Annotated in this window: 14 protein-coding genes; 6 read left to right on the forward strand and 8 right to left on the reverse strand. The window is 67.8% G+C overall.

From position 1 onward, the window contains the following. From tssH to QPK29_RS23020, 5 genes are all read left to right on the forward strand, one after another. Window positions 1–2,610, forward strand: a complete 2,610-nt coding sequence (gene tssH, locus QPK29_RS23000) for a type VI secretion system ATPase TssH (RefSeq protein WP_371771245.1) — start codon at window positions 1–3, stop codon at window positions 2,608–2,610. A 293-nt stretch (window positions 2,611–2,903) separates the two neighbouring features. After that, window positions 2,904–5,888, forward strand: a complete 2,985-nt coding sequence (locus QPK29_RS23005) for a TonB-dependent receptor (RefSeq protein ID WP_371771246.1) — start codon at window positions 2,904–2,906, stop codon at window positions 5,886–5,888. Between the two features lie 74 nt (window positions 5,889–5,962). Further along, window positions 5,963–8,314: a beta-galactosidase gene (locus QPK29_RS23010; protein ID WP_371771247.1), complete on the forward strand. Its 2,352-nt coding sequence runs from the start codon at window positions 5,963–5,965 to the stop codon at window positions 8,312–8,314. Between the two features lie 14 nt (window positions 8,315–8,328). Continuing rightward, window positions 8,329–9,435, forward strand: coding sequence for a glycoside hydrolase family 43 protein (locus QPK29_RS23015; protein WP_371771248.1), 1,107 nt, complete (start codon window positions 8,329–8,331; stop codon window positions 9,433–9,435). Further along, window positions 9,432–10,469: a LacI family DNA-binding transcriptional regulator gene (locus QPK29_RS23020; RefSeq protein WP_400189835.1), complete on the forward strand. Its 1,038-nt coding sequence runs from the start codon at window positions 9,432–9,434 to the stop codon at window positions 10,467–10,469. Before QPK29_RS23015 ends, QPK29_RS23020 begins: the two co-directional genes overlap by 4 nt. 3 nt (window positions 10,470–10,472) lie before the next feature. Here QPK29_RS23020 and tssA read toward each other — a convergent pair whose 3' ends face one another. Genes tssA through QPK29_RS23045 form a run of 5 tightly spaced genes read right to left on the reverse strand, consistent with a single transcriptional unit; the run spans window position 10,473 to window position 17,920 of the window. Next, entirely contained in the window at window positions 10,473–11,507 is a 1,035-nt protein-coding gene (gene tssA, locus QPK29_RS23025) for a type VI secretion system protein TssA (protein ID WP_371771249.1), read from the reverse strand. Window positions 11,508–11,526: 19 nt separating this feature from the next. Then, on the reverse strand, window positions 11,527–12,321 hold the full coding sequence (locus QPK29_RS23030; RefSeq protein ID WP_371771250.1) for an OmpA family protein: 795 nt from the start codon (window positions 12,319–12,321) through the stop codon (window positions 11,527–11,529). A 1-nt stretch (window position 12,322) separates the two neighbouring features. Next, complete coding sequence (gene tagF, locus QPK29_RS23035) at window positions 12,323–13,309, reverse strand: type VI secretion system-associated protein TagF (RefSeq protein ID WP_371771251.1); 987 nt, start codon at window positions 13,307–13,309, stop codon at window positions 12,323–12,325. Then, window positions 13,306–17,064, reverse strand: coding sequence for a type VI secretion system membrane subunit TssM (tssM, locus tag QPK29_RS23040; RefSeq protein ID WP_371771252.1), 3,759 nt, complete (start codon window positions 17,062–17,064; stop codon window positions 13,306–13,308). The genes tagF and tssM overlap by 4 nt, the downstream gene beginning before the upstream one ends. 16 nt (window positions 17,065–17,080) lie before the next feature. Further along, entirely contained in the window at window positions 17,081–17,920 is an 840-nt protein-coding gene (locus QPK29_RS23045; protein ID WP_371771253.1) for a M15 family metallopeptidase, read from the reverse strand. Window positions 17,921–18,119: 199 nt separating this feature from the next. Between QPK29_RS23045 and QPK29_RS23050 the strand changes: the two genes are divergently transcribed. After that, window positions 18,120–18,902, forward strand: coding sequence for a hypothetical protein (locus QPK29_RS23050; RefSeq protein ID WP_056125879.1), 783 nt, complete (start codon window positions 18,120–18,122; stop codon window positions 18,900–18,902). Window position 18,903: 1 nt separating this feature from the next. On the opposite strand, the gene QPK29_RS23055 is transcribed toward QPK29_RS23050, so the two are convergent. From QPK29_RS23055 to QPK29_RS23065, 3 genes are all read right to left on the reverse strand, one after another. Further along, window positions 18,904–19,683 carry a substrate-binding periplasmic protein gene (locus tag QPK29_RS23055; RefSeq protein WP_371771254.1) on the reverse strand — a complete coding sequence of 260 codons (780 nt, stop codon included), beginning with the start codon at window positions 19,681–19,683 and terminating at the stop codon, window positions 18,904–18,906. A 9-nt stretch (window positions 19,684–19,692) separates the two neighbouring features. Further along, window positions 19,693–20,052 carry a c-type cytochrome gene (locus QPK29_RS23060; RefSeq protein WP_371771255.1) on the reverse strand — a complete coding sequence of 120 codons (360 nt, stop codon included), beginning with the start codon at window positions 20,050–20,052 and terminating at the stop codon, window positions 19,693–19,695. Window positions 20,053–20,142: 90 nt separating this feature from the next. Beyond that, the gene (locus QPK29_RS23065) at window positions 20,143–21,807 is read right to left on the reverse strand and encodes a pyrroloquinoline quinone-dependent dehydrogenase (RefSeq protein ID WP_371771256.1); all 1,665 of its coding nucleotides are present in this window, start codon (window positions 21,805–21,807) and stop codon (window positions 20,143–20,145) included. Window positions 21,808–21,832: the final 25 nt, after the last annotated feature.

Below are 21,832 nucleotides of genomic sequence, written 5' to 3' on the forward strand. Positions count from 1 at the left end.
ATGAGCATCAACCTGAAAACCCTGATCGGCAAACTGGACGACACCTGCCGCGCGGCCGCCACGCGGGCGGCGGGCCTGTGCGTGTCGCTGGGACAGTACGAGGTCGACATCGAGCACCTGCTCCTCGCGCTGCTGGAACAGCCGGCCTGCGACGTGGCCGTCATCGCGCGGCGGTGCGGCGTGTCGATCGAGCGGCTGGAAGCGGACCTGCAGGCGGAAGTGGCCGGCTTCAGGAGCGGCAACACGCGCACGCCCGTGTTCTCGGAGCGCCTGCCGAAGCTGTTCGAACACGCGTGGCTCATCGCATCGCTCGACCTGCGCGCGGGCCAGCAGGCCGGCATCCGCAGCGGCCACCTGCTGCAGGCGCTCCTGAGTTCTCCCGAGCTGTCGCAGCTGGCCCACCGCGTGTCGCCGCAGTTCGCGCAATTCGACCTGGACCGGATAAAACACCATTTCGACGACGTGACGGCCGGCTCCGACGAAGCACCGGCCGTCGCCGCGGCGCCCGTGCAGGGCGAGGGCGGCGACCCGGTGGGCGAGCTGCGGCGCCAGGGACCGTCGAAGACGCCCGCGCTGGACCAGTTCACGACGAACCTCACGCAGCGCGCGCGCGACGGCAAGGTCGACCCGGTGATCGGCCGCGACGCGGAAATCCGCCAGCTCGTCGACATCCTCATGCGCCGCCGCCAGAACAACCCGATCCTGACGGGCGAGGCGGGCGTCGGCAAGACGGCCGTGGTGGAAGGTCTCGCACTGCGCGTCGCGACGGGCGACGTGCCGGAGGTGTTGCGCGGCGTGGAAATCCACGTGCTGGACCTGGGCCTGCTGCAGGCCGGCGCCAGCGTGAAAGGCGAGTTCGAGAACCGCCTGAAGAACACCATCGACGAAGTGAAAAAGAGCCCGCACCCGATCATCCTGTTCATCGACGAGGCGCACACGATGATCGGCGCGGGCGGCCAGGCGGGCCAGAACGATGCGGCGAATTTGCTGAAGCCCGCGCTGGCACGGGGCGAACTGCGCACCATCGCGGCCACCACGTGGAGCGAGTACAAGAAATATTTCGAGAAGGATCCCGCGCTGGCGCGCCGGTTCCAGGTCGTGAAGGTCGAGGAGCCGAGCGAGGAACTGGCGTGCGCGATGCTGCGCGGGATGGCACCGCTGATGGAGAAGCATTTCAATGTCCGCATCCACGACGAGGCCATCCTTGACGCCGTGCGCCTGTCGCACCGCTACATCAGCGGCCGCCAGCTGCCGGACAAGGCCATCGGCGTGCTGGACACGGCGTGCGCGAAAGTGGCGCTGGGCCGCGACGCGGCGCCGGCCCGCATCGAAGACCTCACGCGCCAGCTGGAGCGCCTCGATGCCGAACGCGCGGCGCTGGAGCGCGAGCAGGTGGCGGGCGAGGGCGCGCACGACACGCGGCTGGGCGAGTTGTCCGCGGCGCGCGGTGCCGCCGAAGACGAACTGGCCACGTTGCGTGCGCGCTGGGAACGCGAGCGCGATCTCGTGCAGCGTATCCGCGAAGCCGCCGACGCGCGCGGCCTGCGCGACGAACTGAAGGCCGTGCAGGGCGAGGCGCCGCTCGTGCCGCTGCAGGTGGACGGCCACGTGGTGGCCGGCATCGTCGCCGGCTGGACCGGTATCCCGCTCGGCAAGATGGTCAAGGACGAGATCCGCACCGTACTGAATTTGCAAGACCTGCTGGAGCAGCGCGTGCTGGGCCAGTCGCATGCGATCGACGCGGTCGCGCAGCGCGTGCGCACGGCGCGCGCGAATCTCGACGATCCGAACAAGCCGCAGGGCGTGTTCCTGTTCGTGGGCCCATCCGGCGTCGGCAAGACGGAAACGGCGCTGGCGCTGGCCGACGTGCTGTACGGCGGCGAACGCAAACTCGTCACCATCAACATGAGCGAGTACCAGGAAGCGCACAGCGTCTCGGGCCTGAAAGGCTCGCCGCCGGGCTACGTGGGCTATGGCGAGGGCGGCGTGCTGACGGAGGCCGTGCGCCGCAACCCGTACAGCGTCGTGCTGCTCGACGAAGTGGAAAAGGCCCACCCGGACGTGCTGGAGCTGTTCTTCCAGGTGTTCGACAAGGGTGTGCTGGACGATGCGGAAGGCCGCGAAGTCGATTTCCGCAACACGCTCATCATCCTCACGTCGAACGTCGCGTCGAGCACACTGATGCAGGCCTGCCTGAACAAGGACCCGCAAGAGGTGCCGTCGGCCGAGGAACTGGAGGCGCTGATCCGTCCCGCGCTCGTCAAGCAGTTCAAGCCCGCGTTCCTGGGCCGCCTGAAGGTCGTGCCGTTCTATCCGATTCCGGACGACGTGCTGGTCGGGATCATCGAACTCAAGCTCGGACGTATCGGCCAGCGCGTGGCCGCCAACCACAAGGCGACGTTCGCGTACGACGAGTCGCTCGTGGACGCCGTGCTGGCCCGCTGCACGGAAGTCGATTCCGGCGCACGCAACGTCGACAACATCCTCAACGGCACCTTGCTGCCGGAGATCGCCGAGGCCGTGCTGGCGCGCATGGCGGAGGGGGCCGCGATCGAGCGGATCGAGGTCGGGGCGGACGAAAGCGGCGATTTCACGTACGCGATCGTGTAGGCCAGCTAAGTAGATATCGATAACAAACAGGGCGTGGCCGGCGCCGGAGCACGCCGATCCGCGCCGCATGGTTTTAAGGCTGTGTTAGCGATAACGCCCGTCTCCACCGTATCTTCCTCGCATCGCTGGTAAAAATCATAACGCCGAATGGTTGCTTTTATTACTCGGCGAACTCCTATAATCCATTCGCATTGTTATCGATATCTAAAACGGTAACCGGCTGCATGGCAAGCCGTAAAACCAGCGAAACAATAAGACGACAAGTCCATTCGGATTACTTGGAGGAGAAGAAGATGCACCAGAAATACTACACCGTCCCGCGCATGACCCTCGTCGCACTGGCCCTGTCCCAGGCCTTCGCGTCCCAGGCGATGGCACAGGTGGCGCCGGTCGAAGCCAACACCGTCATCGTCAAGGGCATCCGCGCCAGCGCGGAATCGTCCCTGTCGATCAAGAAGAACGCGATGGAAGTCGTCGACTCCATCACTGCCGACGACATCGGCAAGCTGCCCGATCCTAACGTCGCGGAAACGCTCACACGCCTGCCGGGCGTGCAGGGTTACCGCTACGGCGGCGAAGGCGCCTCGCCGGGCGGCAACGGTTCCGGCATGACCATCCGCGGCCTGTCGAACCAGACGGCGTCGCAAATCAACGGACGCGCCTATTTCACCGCCGGCTCGCGCGAATTCAACATCGAAGACGCGGTGCCGGCCATGGTCGCGGGCATCGACGTCTACAAGAACCCGTCCGCCGAACACGTCGAAGGCGCCATCGGCGGCCTGATCAACCTGCGCACCCGCAATCCGAGCGATTTCAAGGAATTCACTGCCGTGCTGAACGGCAATATGCGCTACAACGATCTCGTCCGGAAGAAAGAACCTGAAGTAAGCGGACTGCTCGCCAACCGCTTCGATCTCGGTGGCGGTTCGCGCATCGGCGTGATGGCCGCCTTCGCCTTCCAGAAGACCACCAGCCGTAACGACTCTGCCGGCAGCTCGGGCGGTATGGATTTCCGGCGCATGGTCCGTGGCGACAGCGCCGAGTACGCGAACCTGGCGGCCGCGAACACGGGCAATAACGTGGCCCAACCCATGTCGAAATATGTCGGCCGCGGCGACATCACTTACCTGGCGCCCGTGGATCTGAGGCCGGCCACGGGCACCAGTGTTCCCAACGTAATACCGGACACGTCCAAGCTGACGCCCGAACAGGCCGCCAACATCATCTCCACCAACACCCTCGGTCCCTGGCCCAGTGTGGAAAGCATCGCGCGCACGCGCAAAGCCCTGAACCTCGCGGCCGATTATCGCGTCAACAATACCTTGCGCTTCTACACCGAAGGCGCCTACACCTCTTACCTGTACAACCAGAATTATCTTTTCACCCGCATTTTCAACAACTATGGGGGTAACGTCCAGAATCTGACGCTCACGCCGTTCAGCATCAATGAGTACATGGTCAACCGCAACGCCAACGGCGGCAGCAACGACGTCGTGACCAGCCAGCGTGCGCTCGGCGGTACCTTCCTGAACCAGCCGATCGGTACGTGGGGCGGCGATGAGCACAGCCTGTACACGACCTGGAACGTGGCCACGGGCGTCGAGTGGAGCCCGACCCCCGCACTGTCGCTCAAGGGCGATATCAACTACATCCGGGCGGACCGCATCAAGGACAACCGCCGTGTCGAGATGGTCAACGCACCCGGCCAGTACTTCGACATTACCCGCGTCAACCAGAACTGGAACGACGGCCACTACACCGACATTCACGGCAACAATTGGTCCGATCCAGCCAAATTCGTGTTCCAGCGATACAGCGGCGACGGCTACCAGGAATTCCACGACAACGGCGCCGCGACCGCGCTCAGCGGCGTCTATACCTTCGAAGACGGCTTCTTCAGCAGGTTGAAGTTCGGCACGCGCTTTGCGCATCAGACCAACCGGTTCTTCGACAAGAATCCCTACAACGGGGGCAAGTGGTTGACGACGGACGGCAAGCCGCTCGCCGCCGATTACTCGAACGCGATTTCCGCGGCGTCCAAGCCGGGCGTCCTGGGACAGGCGCCGACGAACATGCTGGGCAACCAGAACGGCTATACCGGGGGCTTTGTCGTGTACAACCCGGACGCGCTGCTGGGCAACCAGGTTGCCGCACAATTCCCGCAAGCGAATATCGTCCCCGAGGGCAGCTACCCCGAATATGAGCTGGGCCGCCGTTACCTCAACGAGAATACGCTGGCCGGCTACGTCTCCACCGACTTCGCGGCGTTCGACGATCGCTTCAAGGGTAACGTCGGCGTACGCGTCGTCCGCACCAAGTCCCAGGCGACCGCACGCGTCCTCTCCGACCCGGCCCAGGCGACGTCCCCGCTGATCGACAACACCAAGACGACGACCTACACGAATGTCCTGCCGGCGTTGAACTTCACCTACGACATCGCGAAGGATTTCCTGGCCCGCTTCGGCTACGGCCGTGGCTTGACCCGTCCCAATCTGGACCTGCTGAATCCGAACTACTCGTACAACTTCGGCAACGGCACCGCCAACGTGGGCAATCCGGACCTGAGCCCGCAGAAAGCCGACAGTGTCGACCTCTCGCTCGAACGCTATTTCAGCCCGACGAACTATGTGGCGCTCGGCCTGTTCAACAAGGACATCAGCGGCTTCTTCAGCCAACTCTCGAGCTGCGGGATGCCGCAGAATGCGGTGGCCTACACGGGGCCCAGCAACGGCTGCCCGAACGGCCAGTGGTCGATCTCGAAGAACGTCAATGCCGCGGACGGCTACGCGCGCGGCGTGGAATTGTCCGGGCAATGGTTCTTCAACGACAAGGATAGCTGGCTGAAGAACTTCGGTGTCGCAGGCTCCTATACGTATGTCGATACGTCCGCTCCGCTGAATATCGGCACGAACTCGGCGCCCATCTTCATCGATGCGCAGCAGAACTTCGTATCCAAGAACAGCTACAGCCTCACCGGCATGTACGAGGACAACAAGCTGTCGGCCCGCCTCGTGTACACCTGGCGTTCGTCCCAGAACCGGGGTTACAACGGACTCATTCCGTTGTTCAGCACCTACATCGGGTCCTACGGTCTGCTCGACGGATCGATCAACTACGCGATCGACGAGCACCTGACCCTGTCCTTCAATGCGTCGAACATCACGAACACGGCGCCCAACCGCTACGCTGGCGAAGTGCAAACCATGGAAACGGGCCGCGAGTACTCGCACATGGACAACGGCCGCTCGTTCAGCCTCGGCCTGCGTTACAAGTTCTGATCCCGGCAAGCACCGGCACGACCGTCCGCACCCGCGGCCGGCCGTGCCGGTTTTTTTCATTGAATACCGACCACATGACCATCAGTTTCCAACGCCGCCGGCTGTTGCGGGGCGCGGCCGCATCTGCCGCACTCTTGCCGTTTACGGGCACCCTCCACGCGGCCGCCTCGCACCGCTTCGCGATCGGCGACCACGACTTCCTGCTGGACGGGAAGCCGATTCAGATCCGCTGCGGCGAAATGCACTTCGCGCGCGTGCCGCGCGAGTACTGGTCGCACCGCCTCAAGACCATCAAGGCGATGGGCCTGAACGCCGTCTGCGCCTACCTGTTCTGGAACTATCACGAATGGCGCGAAGGCCGCTACGACTGGGCCGCCCAGCGCGACGCCGCGGAGTTCTGCCGGCTCGCGCAGCAGGAAGGCCTGTGGGTGATCCTGCGCCCCGGCCCGTATGCATGCGCGGAGTGGGAGATGGGCGGCATGCCGTGGTGGCTGCTCAAGCACGACGGCGACGCGTTCCTGCGCACGCGCGACGAGGCCTATCTCGCCCCGGCGCGGCGCTGGCTGAAGGAGGTCGGACGCGTGCTCGGTCCGCAGCAGGTCACGCGCGGCGGTCCGATCCTGATGGTCCAGGTCGAGAACGAATACGGCTTCTACGGCGACGACGTGGGCTATCTGCGCGTGCTGCGCCAGGCCTTGCTGGACGCTGGCTTCGACGTGCCGCTGTTCCAGTGCAATCCGACGAATGCCGTCGCCCGCACGCACATCCCGGAACTGTTCACGGTGGCGAACTTCGGCAGCGACCCGGCGGCCGGCTTCAAGGCGCTGGACGCCGTGCAGAAGGGCCCGCGCATGTGCGGCGAGTATTACTCCGGCTGGTTCGATACCTGGGGTTCGCCGCACCACAGCGGCGGCGTAGAGGGCGCGACGCAGGACATCGCCGCGATGCTGAAGGCGAACGGTTCGTTCAGCCTGTACATGGCGCACGGCGGCACGACGTTCGGCCTGTGGGGCGGTTGCGACCGCCCGTTCCGGCCCGATACGACGAGCTACGACTACGACGCGCCGATCGGCGAAGCGGGCTGGATCGGCGCGAAATTCGATGCCTACCGCGCCGCGATCACGCCGTTCCTGGCGCCGGGCGAAAAGCTGCCCGAGCCGCCGCCGCGCATGCCCGTCATGACGGTGTCTCCGTTCGCGCTGGCGGATTCCGTGCCCGTCACAGCGGCGCTGCCGGCCCGTGTGATCAAGGATCAGTCGCCGCGGCCCATCGAGCAGTACGACATCAGCCGCGGCCTCGTGTCGTATCGCGTGACGTTGCCGGCCGGTCCGGCGGGCGTCGTGGAAGTCGCACGGGCGCGCGACCTCGCATGGATCACGCTCGACGGCAAGCAGATCGGCACCTTCGACACGCGCTACCGCCGCTACAAGGTCGACGTGCCGGCGCGCAGCAAGCCGGCCGTGCTGGAGATCCTGCTGTACACGATCGCGCGCGTAAACTTCGGCGTCGAGATCCATGACCGCAAGGGCATCCATGGTCCCGTCACGTTCACCGCGAAGGGCGCCACCGCGCAGCCGCTGGAAAACTGGGAAATCCGCGCCATCGATTTCGATGCGGATGGCGTTCTTCCTGCGCTGGCGTTCAGGAAGGGACGGGGCAAGGGCGCGGCGTTCTACCGCGGCGGCTTCGAAGCCACGCGCACGGAAGATACCTTCCTCGACATGTCCGCGTGGGGCCAGGGCGTCGTCTGGGTCAACGGCCGCTGCCTGGGGCGTTTCTGGAGCATCGGCCCCACGCAGACGATGTATCTGCCGGGACCGTGGATCCGCAAGGGCCGCAACGAAGTCGTCGTGCTGGACCTGACCGGGCCGCGCGGGCAGGGCACGCCCACCATCGCCGGCCTTGCTACGCCGATCCTCGACCAGCTGCACCGCGAGCGCGACCTGCCGCGTCCACCGAGCACCGTCCGCCTGCAGCTGGACGGCGTGAAGCCGGCGCACGAAGGCGAATTCGCGCCGGGCTCGCAGACGCAGGACGTGCGCTTCGCCGCACCGAAGTCCGGCCGCCAGTTCTGCCTGGAGGGACTCGATGCCTTCGACGGCAAGCCATATGCCGCCGTCGCGGAACTGGCGCTGCTGGACAAGGACGGCAAGACGCTGGACCAGTCCAACTGGACCATCGCCTGGGTCGACAGCGAGGAATCGACGAAGGAAGACGGCGGCGCGCTGAACGCCATCAATGGCCAGAACAGCGATTACTGGATCACGGCCGAGAAGGCTCCGTACCCGCATTGCCTCGTGATCGACCTGGGCCGCGGCATGGACGTTGCCGGCCTGCGCTACGTGCCGCGCCAGGGACCGGACGGCACCGCGGGACGCATCCGCCGCTTCCGTGCGTACGTGGGCGACAGGCTGGTGGTGGAATAATCAAGGAGATGGACATGAAAGTATTCCTGGCAGCGGCGGTGCTGGCCATGGCGGCACATGCGCATGCGGAAGGGGTGTTCCGGCCCGGCGCGATCTGGCCCGACGACAAGGGCGTGCACATCAACGCGCACGGCGGCGGCATCCTGGAACAGGACGGCGTGTATTACTGGTTCGGCGAGCACAAGGTCGCCGGCACGGCGGGCAACCGCGCGCAGGTAGGCGTGCACGTGTACAGCTCGCGCAACCTCACCGACTGGAAGGACGAAGGCATCGCGCTCGCCGTCACCGACGACCCCGCGAGCGACATCGTGCGCGACGCGATCATCGAGCGGCCCAAGGTCATCCGCAATGCCAAGACCGGAAAGTTCGTCATGTGGTTCCACCTGGAGCTCAAGGGCAAGCGCTATGACGCGGCGCGCGCCGGCGTGGCGGTCGCGGACAAAGTGACGGGACCGTACGTCTACCAGGGTTCGTTCCGTCCCGACGCGGGCGCGTGGCCTGTCGACGTGACGGCGGCGGACAAGGACCCGGCCACGTCCTTCCTCGCGCGCGACCACGCGGGCGGCCAGATGTCGCGCGACATGACCCTGTTCGTGGACGACGACGGCAAGGCCTACCAGCTGTATGCGTCCGAGGAAAACCACACGATGCACGTGTCGCGCCTGACGGACGACTACCTGCGCTCGGCCGGGCAGTATGGCCGGGTGAAGCCGAACGGCGACGACGAAGCCCCGGCCATCTTCAAGCACGGCGGCAAATACTACCTCGTGACGTCGGGCCTGACGGGCTGGGCGCCGAACGCGGCCAAGTCGTACGTGGCGGACAACATGCTGGGTCCATGGACGGCGCTCGGCAACCCGGTGCGCGGCACGCCGGAACAGCAGAAGATCACGTTCGGCGGCCAGTCGACCTACGCGCTCACCCTGCAGCGCAACGGCTGCACGCGGCATGTCCTGATGCTCGACGTGTGGCGCAAGATGGATGCCATCGACGGGCGCTACGTGTGGCTGCCGGTCGAATGGGAAGGCGACAGGCCCATTGTGCGCTGGCGCGACCAGTGGACGCTGGCCGACCTGGACAAGCTGCCCTGCGACGGACCCGGCTCGAAGGGGGCCAAGTGAAGACGGCGCACCGTGAAGCGGGCGGCGCGACAGTGTGGGATGTCGCCAGCCGGGCCGGAGTCTCGGCCATGACGGTCTCGCGCGTCATCAACGGCAATACCAGCGTCAGCGTCAAGAACCGGGAAAAGGTCATGCGGGCGATCGGCGAACTCAATTACGAGGTCAACGTGGCGGCGCGCGCGGCGCGCGTCGGCACGCTGCGGGTCGGCCTGTTGTACAGCAATCCCAGCGAAGCCTTCCTCAGCGCGTTCCTCGTGGGCGCGCTCACGGAATGCGGCCAGAGCGGCGCGCACCTGATCCTGGAGCACTGCGACAACCTGAAAAGCCAGCGCAAGGCGATCGACCGCCTGATCGACGACGGCGCCGACGGCATCCTCGTGCCGCCGCCGCTGTGCGATTCGAAGTCCGCCCTCAAGATGCTGGCGGAACTGGGCATCCCCTCCGTCGCCGTGGCCACCGCGCGGCCGTCGCCGCAGATGTCGGCCGTGCGCATCGACGACTACGAAGGCGCATTGACGATGATGCGGCACCTGCTCGCGCTGGGCCACACGGACATCGGCTTCATCAAGGGCGACCCCGAGCACACGCCGACCCAGCTGCGCTACCAGGCGTTCATCGACGCCATGCGCGGGGCCGGTCTCGACGTGCCCGCGGAGCGGGTCGCGCAGGGCATGTTCACCTACCGTTCCGGCCTGCTGGCGGCACGCGAACTGCTGGGGCAATCGACGCGGCCGACGGCGATCTTCGCCAGCAACGACGACATGGCGGCGGCCGTCATCGCGGTGGCGCACGGGATGCACCTGCAGGTGCCGGACGACTTGACCGTCTGCGGCTTCGACGACACGCCCGTGGCGACGACTGTCTGGCCGGAACTGACGACGATTCACCAGCCGATCACGGAAATGGCCCGCGGCGCCGTCGCCCTGCTGATCGAGCATATCCGCTCGCAACGCTCTGGCCACGCCTACGACCGGCGGCACCAGCTGATGCCGTACACGCTGGTGGTGCGCGAATCGACGTCGGGGACCGACTGACCGTTACTGCGCCGGCGGCACGCCCAGCATTTCCTCCAGATGGGCGAGCGCTCCCTGGTCCTTGACCACGGAGCGCAGCCACGTGTGCAGATCCTGCTCGCCCGCTGCCGCGGCCTTCTCGACGAAGTACGAGACGGGGCTGTGCGGTTCCGTCTCGCGGAAAAATTTCGCGATCAGACGCAGCTGCGCGATCGCGTCCGCGCGCGAGCGGATCGCGCCGGCGACGACTGCCTGCGGTTGCGGCGCCGCCACGACGGCTTGCGCGCCAGCGGCTGGTTCAGCGGGCGCTTCGGCGGGTACGACCGCCTGTGGTGCGGCAGCCGGCGCCGGCAGCGTGTGCAGCAGCGCCTGCACGGCTTCGCGCGCCTGCGAAAAGCCGGGGCTGTCCTGGCCCAGGCGGGCGTCGGCCGCGCGTTCCAGTTGCGCGAGCGCGTCCAGGCAGTGTTCCGCGTCCGCGCGCATGCCCTCGACGAAGGCGCTTGAGTTGCCGCGTTTTGCCGCTTCCATGTCCGCCAGGCGCGGCGGCGTGTCGGCGTCGCCGCCGGCCGCGGCGCGGCGGCGGGCGGCTTCGAAATCGACGGTGGAATACGCGGTGCCGCGGCCTTCCGTCAGCGGCATCTCGCGCACGAGGGCGCGCGTGCGCGACAGGATCCACGCGAGGTTGCCGATGCGCTGTTCCTGGTCGCCGCCGTCCGCCTCTGGATACAGGCCCAGGTCCCAATAACGCTCGCACAGGCCGGCCAGCACGCGGAACCCTTCGCCCAGGCCGCGCAGGTGGTGGCGCTTGGCCGCCGCTTCCGTGAGCCAGACGGCGAGGCGCAGGTCCTTCGTCTGTTCGGCGAGCAGGCGCGCGCAGCGGTCGACGACGAAGCCCCAGTCGGCCTCCTTCAGGTCCGTGACCCATTCGCCCTGCGCGAGCGACGGGTCGTCGAACTGGCGTGCGCGGGCGATGGCGTCCAGTTCGGGGGAGAAGGCGAGGTCGGCGCCGCACGGGGCGGCGTCGGAGATCGGGGCGAGCAGGGCAGCGGCGGTGAACATGGTGTCTTTCAATGGAAAATCATTGCGCGAGGCGGAATTCGATGCGGCGGTTGCGCGCGCGCCCCTCGGCGGTGTCGTTGCTGGCGATGGGGCGGTCCGGGCCCTGGCCGCTGGCGGACAGGTTCTCTTCCGCGATGCCGTGCGCGGCCAGGTAGGCCTTCACCGTGGCGGCGCGCGCCTGGCTCAGGCTCACGTTGCTGGCGCGCAGGCCGGCGCTGTCCGTGTGGCCGATGATCTCGATGCGGCGGCCCTTGAGCTTCTGCATCGCCGCGACCATCTCGTCGAGGATCGCGCGCCCGGTCGGCGTCAGGGTCGCTTTGCCGAACTCGAATTCCACGGTGCGGTTGGCCAGCGTGTTGTCGAGCAGGGCCTGTTCGGCGGCCGAGACGCGCAGGCCGTTGTTGACCGTGTAGGTCGGATTCAGGTTGGTGGCGACGTTGCTCGCGATGCGTTGGCGCAGCGCCTCGTTCGCGACTTCGCCGCGCAGGCTGACGTTGCTGCCGTCGATCTTGAGCTGGCCGCGGCTGATCTGGCGCAGGTCCGGCGTGATCAGCTTCTGCACATAGCCGTTCCAGTTCGCGGGCATGGCGACGGGGCCGACGGCGATCTGGTCGACGACGCGGTCGGCGCCGTAGACCTCGCGCAGCTTCGCGAGCACGGCGGCCTTGGTCGCCTCGTCCGGCACGGTGCCGCTGGCCGTGACCTGGCCCGGTTGGGCGGCGGCGGGGGCGGGCGCGGTGTTCTGCGCGGCGGCGATGCCGGCGTGGCACGTGACGAAGAGCGCGAGGAGGGCGCGCTGGGTATAGAATCGCATATCAGGTTCCGATGAATGCCGCGGCGACGGAATCGAGCGCGGACTTGAGGGACAGGCTGCCCTGCGCCAGCCAGGCGGAGAGCTTGCGCACGGCGTAGTCGCCGTCGACCTGGTCCTCGACCCATTCGAGGTCGGCGAAGCCGATGAGGTGGTCGAGGCCCGCCTGCGGGTCGATGAGGGTGCGCAGCGTCTGCGCCGACGCGCCGGAAAAGCCGACGACGAGCGCCGGCCGGCCGTCCAGCCGGGTGACGAACAGCGCCAGTTCGAAGTCGGCGCGCGCGAGGAAGGGCGCGATCACGTGCATCCAGAACGCAGCCACGAGGTTGCGGTGGATCGGGTCTTCCGGCAGCGGCAGCACGAGGCTTTTTTCCAGTCTTCCGGACCCGCTGGCCAGCACGGGCTGCAGCAGCATGCCCAGCGCCAGCAGCACCTGGCGGGTGGAGACGGCGAAGCCGGCGCCCGCCAGCAGCGCGTCCAGCGCGGCGATCGTCTGCACGTCGAGGAAGTCGTCGAACGCGGGGTCGTACGCGGCCGCGCGCAGGTCCAGGTCGATCGGCTGGCTGCTTGCGGCGGCCAGCGGCGCGGCCGGATCGCCCGCGTTGCGCACGCCCGCCGTCAGCGTCTCGAGGCGGCTCCACAGGCGCGTGAACACGAGCGGCGTCGTGGGCAGGAACGTGGCGGGTTCCGCGATTTCCATCGCGCCGGCCATCAGGAACGGATAGCGCCGGCTCGATTCGTCGCTGCTGGCGACGATGTGGCCGCCGATCGCGTGGCGCCGGCGCGGACCGACGAACGCGAAGTGCAGCGGCGCGGCGGCGTCGTACGCGAGCTTCCAGCGCGCGTTGGTGCTCATCAGGTCCATCGCTTCCGACAGCCAGTCGTCCAGCACCTTGAGGAGGGCCGGGCTGGCGCTGCCGCGCACGAAGTCGCCGCGGCTGGGCAGCTTGCCGAAATAGCCGACGCTGACGGGGGTCGTGAGGCGGCTCATTGCTCACCTCCCGCCAGCGCCGTCTGCACCGGGGCGGTGCGCGGCGCCGTGATCGTTTCCGGCAGGCGCAGGCGCTTGAAGCCCTGCCCCGACGTGGACGCCTGCACCGGTGCCGGTGCGGGCGCGGGCGCGGCCGGCAAGACCTTCAGGTTCGCCGTCACCGTGACGCCGCCGGCCTGCCACGACAGCTCGAACGCGCCGTCGGGCTTGCGCTTGCGCTGGGCCGCGTCGATCATCTTCTTGAGGCCGAAGTGGCCCGGCTCGTCCAGCACGACGACGTTGCGGCCTTCCGGCGTGAGCGCCGTGATCTTCGCGCCCGGCACGCCCTGCGGATTCGGCCACACCATGTGCACCCACGGTTGCGGCTGGCCGCGCCAGCGCAGCGACTGGCCGTCGATCTCCAGCGTGAATTCGGTGGCGCCCTGCGTACCCAGCGCCTGCAGGTCGAAGCGCGTCTGCGCCTCGCCGCCGCTGCTGGCCGCAGCATTGGCGACGCCGCCGGCCGCCAGCGGCGCGACCCAGCCCGGGAAGCTCGCGACGACGTTCGGCGCCAGGTTCACGCCCATGTCCGCCCACGTGCGCGGGCTGAGCGAATCGCCGCGGCGCACGACCAGCGGACCCACCGTCGTGTTGAAGAATTTCGCGATGGCGCCATCCGGGCCGAAGACCTGGCCGATCTCCGCATTGCTCGCCTCGGCCTTGGACTCCGTCGAGAACGGATACTTCGTCGCCAGGTCGCGGTTGAACGGCTGGACGACCTGCGCCGCCCACACCTTGTTGATCTCGGCCTCCGCCGGCTGCACGATCACGGCGAACGTCTGCATCAGCGGGCGCACGAGCACGGGGCGCAGCGCCTGGCGCTGGACGTCCGTCATCCCCACCAGCATCTGCTCGTCCACGTATTTCAGCGCGTCGGCCAACTCGGAGCCGCTGCCGTCCAGCGTCTGCTGCATCAGCTGCTTGGCGCCGGGGCCGGGGTCGCCCTGGTTCTTGATCTGGTTGAAGCGGGCGCGCAGCTTCGACAGGTTGTCGACGTAGCCGCGCATCAGCGAGGCATCCTTGTCGCGCGCGATCACGAGGCGGGCGACACCGGCGAATTCGCGGCCGACGGGGCCCAGCGCCGGGGTGGACGCGGCTTGCGTGCCTTGCGCCGGCAGGCTGGCGTTCACGATGGCCGGCTTCTGGCGCAGGATCGTTTCGCGGAACCAGCCCGTCAGGCCGCTCTGCGCGCGCTGCAAGGTGGCGCCGGCCAGCCTCGGGTTGTCCCACGACGTTTGTTCGTACACGGTCGACACGAGCTTGTTGATCGGCGAATTCTGCGGATCGCCCAGGCGGTTCATCGCGGCGGCGGCGCCGTCGAAGCCTTCCAGGTCCTTCACCGTCACGCCCTGCATGAACTTCTGCCATTCGCGCGCGTACTCCGTCTTGTACAGGTCGACGAGCGATTTCTGGATCTGTTCCGGGCTGCCTTCCAGCGTGAGGTCGTCGCGCGCGGCGGTCTTCAGCACCCAGTCGGCGCTCTGCAGCTCCCGGTTGGCGGCGTCGCGGAACGCCTGCTGCACGAAGCCTTCCCAGGCCTGGCGCGTGAAGGCGCCGGAGATGGCGTAGCTGCCGAGGACGAGGTCCTTGTCCTGGTCGCCGACGATGCGCGCCACGGTGATCGACGGGTAGCGCGTCGCGGCGCGCGCCTTCACGTCGGCGTACACGCGTTCCCTCGCCGGCATGCCGCGCACGACCTTGCGCAGGCTGTCGCGAGTCTGGTCGACGAGCGCGAGACGCGTGTCGATGACGGGCCACGACGGGTCGTTCACCTGCGCGAGGTAGAACGAGATCATGCGCTCGGCGCTGCGGATCATCTGCTCGCGCGGCATCGCGCCGCGGTTCGATTCCAGCCAGTTGCGCCAGAAGCGCGTCAACTGGTCGTTCAGGTGGGCGCTCTCGGCGCGCGATTTATCGCCCAGCATCAGGTACGTCTTCAGCGCGTTGTACGCGTCTTCGGTGTCCGCGGGCGACGCATCCTTGAACTGCTGCGGCGCGTCGGCCGCCGGGGCGGTGCCCGCCGGCTTGTTCAGCGGCTGCAGCTGGCCCGCATTGCCGTTCACGTCGGCGAGGTACGATTCCAGCGATTGCCCGACGGGCTTGAGCATCAGTTCGCGCACGCCGGCGAAGTACTCTTCCTTCAGTTTCCGGTTCAGCAGGTTGCCCTGGTACAGGCCGAGACTGAGGCTCAGCGGGCGGTGTTCGGCATAGCGGTCGAGCTGTTCGATGCGGTCCTGCAGGATCTCCAGCGCCTGGAAGCGCGACTGCAGGTCGAGGCTCTTGCCCTGCACGCGGATCGCCTGGTCCAGGTCGGCCTGGACGTTGGCGACGAGCTGGCGGTTGTTCATGTACGACCAGCTCCAGCCCCCGAGCGCGAGGCCGACGATGGCCGTCGCGGCGAAGAACGCGGCATAGCGCAGGCGCGTCTTGGCGGGGCTGGCGTACTGCGCCACGAGGTCCTTGTCGGCGAAGATCACCTTGCGGAACAGGTTCAACAGGAAGTAACCCTGCTGCTGGTGCTGGTCTTCGTGCGACGGCGGTGCGAGGCGCAGGTCGAAGCGCTGCGCGACGCGGGCCGACGACGTCGACACCGTCTCGCCTTCCTGCAGCGCGCTCGTGAAGTAGAAGCCGCGGAACACGGGCTTGAACTGGAACGGGTTGTCCTCGAACAGCGTGGCGACGAACGCGTGCAGCGCGGGCTTGATCGACGCGAATTCGAGCGGGAACGTGAACACGCCGGACGGCATGCTCTCGCGCCGCTGCAGCGCCATGTTGGCGAGGCTCAGTTCCTTGAGGCCGTCGTACAACTCGTCGAAGCGGGCGTCGAACTGGTCGAGCAGGCGTTCGCTCGTCACGTTCTGGTCGTAGGGCAGGGTGGCGCCCCACACTTTTTCGCGCTCGGCGCGCTCGCTGTCCTGGAAGAATTCGTTGAAGCCGTCGATCAGGTCGGCCTTCGTGAAGACGACGTAGGCGGGCGCGTGCACCTCCAGGCGCTCCGTCAGTTCCTGCACGCGCTGGCGCAGGTTCTTGGCCAGGTTGATCGCGAACTCGGGGCGGTTGCGCGTGAGCTCCGCGATGCTGACGGCGATGATCACACCGTTGATCGGCGCCTTGCGGCGGTGCTTCTTGAGCAGGTCGAGGAAGCCGAACCACTCGGCGCGGTCCTGGTCGACGACGGAGTAGCGCCCGGCCGTGTCGAGCAGGATGCCTTCGGTCGTGAAGAACCAGTCGCAGTTGCGCGTGCCGCCCACGCCCTGCACGACCTTGCTGTCGGCGAAGGGGAACTGCAGGCCCGAGCTGGCGATCGCGGTGCTCTTGCCGGCCGCCGGGTTCCCGATGATCATGTACCACGGCAGTTCGTACAGCGCGGCGCTGCCGGACAACTGGCCCAGCTTGGAGCCCTTGATCGTCGCGATGGCGTCCAGCAGGCGCTTGCGGATCACTTCCGTTTCCTGGCGCTGGGTGGCGTCCGGGACAGGCTTGTCGGCTTGCTGCTCGAGCATGTCGCCGATCTGTTTGGCCTTGCGGGCATGGCGCCAGCGGCGGAACAGCCAGATGGCGGCGCCGACGGCGAGCGCGATGCCGAGCACGATCCACGGCAGCGAGGCAGGCCATTGCAGCAGCCGCGCGGCCACGAACAGCAGCGCGGCGAAGGCCACCCAGCCGATGACGGCCAGGCTGGTGCGGGTGGTCAGGAAATCCCAGATTTTTTGCATGATTACGAGAGTGTGATTAATGCTTCATGACCCCGGGCAGGCGCAGTTCCGTGTGCCCGAAGTCCATCATTTTCCAGCGTCCGCCCCACGTGAGGCCGACCGATTCGGCCACCTGGCCGTACAACTGGTAGCCGCGCATCGCCCATGGATCCTTTTCCGAGATCACGAGCTTGCCGTCGCGGACGAACGCGCAATCGGCGGCGAGGCCGTACTGGTGCCAGCTTTGCCACGAGCGTGCGTTCGTGACGCCCGGTCCCAGCGCGGCCAGCGCGTCCTGGCGCGCGGGACTGCGGTAGCCTTCCAGGATCGCCATCTCGTAGCCATGGCGCTCCTTCATGATCCGGAAGACGGTCAGCAGGCGCTGCGTGTAGTCGGCGTTCAGCATGGCCCAGTCGCGGCTCGCAGAAGCGAGCAGCGGCCGTTCCTGCGCCACTTCGGCCGTCGTGAACGCGAGCGGCGGCAGCGGGGGCGGGGGCACGAGCTGCTCGCCCTGCAGCAGGTCGGCCACCTGCGTGTTCATGGGGCGCTCCAGCGACTCGTAGCCGTTCAGCACGGGCCGTTCCGCGAGCAGCAGGGCAGCCAGCGGCGGCAGGCAGACGAGCGCAGCGCCGCACGCGCAGGCGAGCCAGTGGCGCCGCACGAAGCCGGCCAGGCTGTCCGCCGCAGCGCGGCCGTTCGCGGCCAGCGCATCCGCGTCGCGCAGGCGCTGCTGCGCGAGCGCGCCCGCACGCCGGCCGAGCCGCAGCCCGGCCCCCGCCAGCGCGTTCAGCACGAACTCGCGGCCGGCCGGAAACAGCACCATCCAGCTGATCGCGCACGCCAACACGAAATACGCCGTAACTGCCAACACCCACACCGCTCTCTCCGGAAGCTGTTCACATTGTTGTCGAAGAAATATTTCCCGAAAGTATAAATCCGGTAAGCGACAACCCCGCGCACGATTGAAAAAACGCAAAAACTCACCAATTGTGTTAATCGCGCACGATTAAAAGCAAAATAGAGGCACAATTGTCTTGATTCTTGTAAAGTAATGCAAACTTTTTTAAGGAGCTGATTTGCAACATCAAGGCGATCGCCCGGTCCGTGGCGGCCGGCCCAGCCTGCTCTCGCCCGAAGAGCAGCCGGTTCAGGAGCGGCAGGGCATCCTCAGTTCGCTGGACGGCATGCCCGGGCAGGCAGCGGCGGCACCCGGGCCGCGGCCCCGTTCGCGTGCGCTGGCCTGGGGCGGCGTGGCCGCTGGCGTGGTCGCCGTGTGCGGCGCGTTGTTCCTGTTCGGCGGGGGCGACGAACGGTCCGTGCCTGCCGCGGCGCCGGTCCAGGTCGCGGCCGCACCGGCCACGCCGCCCGTCACACCGGTCGCGCTGCCGGCGCCCGCACCGGCACCGGCGGCCGCCGTGCTGCACGACGAGCCGGCGGCGCCGGTCGAGCCCATGACCAATCCGCTGGCCGACATGGCGCCGGCCGCGCCGCACAAGGAACGTGCGGCCAAGCCGGAGAAGTCCGCGAAGGCGGAGAAGGCCGAACGCAAGGAAGCGCATGCGAAGGCTGCGCATGCGAAAGCCCAGGAGCGGGCGCGCGAGGCCGCGAAGGACAAGAAGACGAAGGCGAAGCCGGGCGCGGTGCGCGAGCAGGACAGCGACGTCGTGCTGCTGGCGGCCCTGATCGGCCATATGGAACCGAAGCGGGGCAAGGCGACGCCGGCGGAACAGCTGGCGTCGTGCCGCCGCTACAACGCGGCCGGCGAAGAGCAGTGCCGCGCACGGGTGTGCGCCGCGGCGGGCCCCAAGGAGCCCGCGTGCAAGCGCGTGCAGGCCGCGCGCGCGGACGCCGAGTCGTGACCTAGCGCTGCCCGGCCGGCGGCCGGTAGGCGCCGTAGCGCAGGCCGATCGCCGCGATGGCGCCGTCGGCCAGGCGCGCGCGCACGATGCCGTTCACGCGGGCCAGCGTGGCGGCGTCCGTGTCGAGCAGGTCGATCGCCACGTCGAAGGCGAATTCGGCCGGATCGAGCAGCGTGTCCAGCACGCGCAGGTTGGCCGCGCCGGCTTGCTGCCGATACCAGCCGGCCGCCACGTCCGACACGACGCCGGCGTCCGCGTCGCCCCGCACCACGGCGCCGATGATCTCGGGATCGGTCCGGAACCGCACCCACACGGGCACGCCGTGCGCATCGAGCCAGCGGTGCGCCCACGAGCCGCTCGGCACGGCGACGTGGCCCGCGCGCAGCGTGGCCAGCGTGGCGGCGGGACCGCGCCCCGTGTCCACTACGACCGCGCCGGCCCGCATCCACGGCACCGTCAGCACGTTGCGCCACGACGTCGGGCGGTCCTCCGCCCTGACGACGGCCGCGCCCATGATCGCATCGCAGCCCACGCGGCGGGCGAGCTCGCGGCGCGGGATCCAGCGTATGCCGAGCGCAAGACCGAGGTCGGACGCGACGAGCCGGCCCAGGTCGACGTACAGCCCGGCGGGCGTGCCGTCGCGCCGCGAGAACGGCATGTCGTCCGGCGCCGCGCAGATCACGAACTCGTTCGACGCCGCCATCTCGGGCAGCGTACGCGCCTGTGCGGTGGCCGCCACGCAGGCCAGGGCGACCAGGCCATGCTTCCGAAGACGCGCCATGGCGGCCTCCTATTTCGCCGCGCCGGCGTTCTTCAGCGACAGGATGTACGCGGTGAGCTCCTGGATCTGCTGCTCGTTGAACGCGCCTTTCCACGCCGGCATGTTGAAGGCGCCGCGCTGCTTGCCGTTCGCGATCGTCTCCATGACGTATTCCTTGGTCAGGTCGTCGCGGCCCTGCAGCGGGGCCGCCTTGCCGCCCGACCCGGCATTGCCGTGGCAGTAGACGCAGCTCTGGTTGAAGCGCTTCGCGCCCGCCTCGATCATGGCCTGGTCGGGCCTGGCGGGGCCGGAAATGGTCGGCGCGACGGCCATGGCGGCGGATGCGCACAGCAGCTGGACCGCGAGGGCGCGGGCGATGGGTTTGAACATGAGTGTCTCCTTGATTGTCGTTGGGGGTGAAAGCGGGCGCGCGCGGCGCCCGCGTTGAAGCGAAAACGAGCGCGCCGTGCGCGCTGAACGTCACTCGAGCGCGAATACGACCATCGCCGCGCCGCCCGTCAGCTGCTTCACGGCCGGGAACGCGGAGGCCATGAAGCCGGGCGCCAGCGAGCCCCAGCCGCTCGGCACGGCGATGTACTGCTTGCCGTTCACCGCATAGCTGACGATGCCGCCGCGGATGCCGGAGCCGGTCTGGAACTTCCACAGCTCCGCGCCCGTGTCGGCGTCATACGCATGCACGAAGCCTTGCGGATCCCCGTTGAACACGAGGCCACCGCCCGTCGTCAGCACGCTGCCCAGGCCGGGGACCGGGTACTTGACGCTCCATTTCAGCTTGCCCGTGAGCGGATCGCGCGCATCGAGGCGGCCTTCGGCGGGACGGTCCGGCGGCGGCACGGCTTCGAGCTTGTCGACGCCGAGGTACAGGCTCGCGATGCCCATGCCGGACGTCTCCTGCTTCGCCGGGATGACGTTCTGGCAGACTTCCATCGCGTTCGTGTACCAGAGCTTCGTCTTCGGGTTGTACGCGCCCGCGTTGTAGCTGCGCGTGCCGAGCAGGTAGGGGCACAGCAGGGTCTCCTTCCCGACCGGCATCTCGCGCCGGCCGATCAGTTCCCCGGTCTTCGGATCGATCGTCTTGACGAAGTTGTAGGTCTGGCTCAGGGGCCACACGTTTTCCAGCTTGCCGTCCGCCTTGTCCATCACGAACACGAAGCCGCTCTTGTTCAGGTGGACGACGACGTCCTTGCCGTCCTTCTTGAGCAGCAGGGCCTCGTACGTGGAGTCGTAGTCGAATGTGTCGTGCGGGATCTCCTGGCGATGCCATTTCAGCTTGCCCGTCTTCGGGTCGAGCGCCAGCAGGCTCGCCGTGTACAGGTTGTCGCCCTTGCGGCCGTCGCCGTAGAAGTCCGGCGCCGCGTTGCTGGTGCCGATGAAGAACGTGTCCGACGCGGCGTCGTACGTGCCCGGCATCCAGGCGCCGCCGCCCGCGACTTCGCCCGTGTCGCCGGGCCAGCTGGCCGGATCGTCGCGGATCGTGTCGAAGGTCCACATCTTCGCGCCCGTGAGGGCGTTCACGGCGTAGATCTTGCCGCGCTGCGCCTGGTCGCCGCCCGTCGTGCCGCCGATCAGGACGTCGCCCGCCAGCACCGGCGAGGACGAGAACAGGCAGCCGAAGCATTTCTTCAGGTCCGTCAGCTGCGTGGACCACACTTCCTTGCCGGTCTTGTCGTCGATGGCGACGAAGCGGCCGTCCAGCGTGCCGAGGTAGATGCGGCCGTGGCCCATCGTCAGGCTGCGGCCCAGCGACGCATAGAAACTCTCGGACGCGACGGCGGCCAGTTTCGGCTGGTAATGCCACAGCGGCTTGCCGGTGGCGCCGTCGAGCGCGAACACGTTGTTGTTGGGGCCCACGTAGTACAGCACGCCGTCCTTGACGAGCGGCGTGGAGACGAGGCCGGACGTGATGTCGCCCGGCTGGTGGATCCACACGGGTTTCAGCTGCTTGACGTTGCGCGTCGTGATCTGGTCCAGCGGCGAATAGCGCCAGGCGTTCGACGTGCGGTGGTATTGCGTCCAGTTGGCGGCGTCGTCGTCGTCGTGGGCGGCCGCGGGCTGCGCGAGGGAGAGGGCGAGCAGGAAGGCGGCGACGGCGGCCGCCGTGTTGGAACGGGTGGTCGGATGCATGTTGGATTCCTCGGAATGCGTTGGA

This window comes from Massilia orientalis (assembly GCF_030411975.2).
Classification (GTDB): Bacteria; Pseudomonadota; Gammaproteobacteria; order Burkholderiales; family Burkholderiaceae_D; genus Telluria; species Telluria orientalis.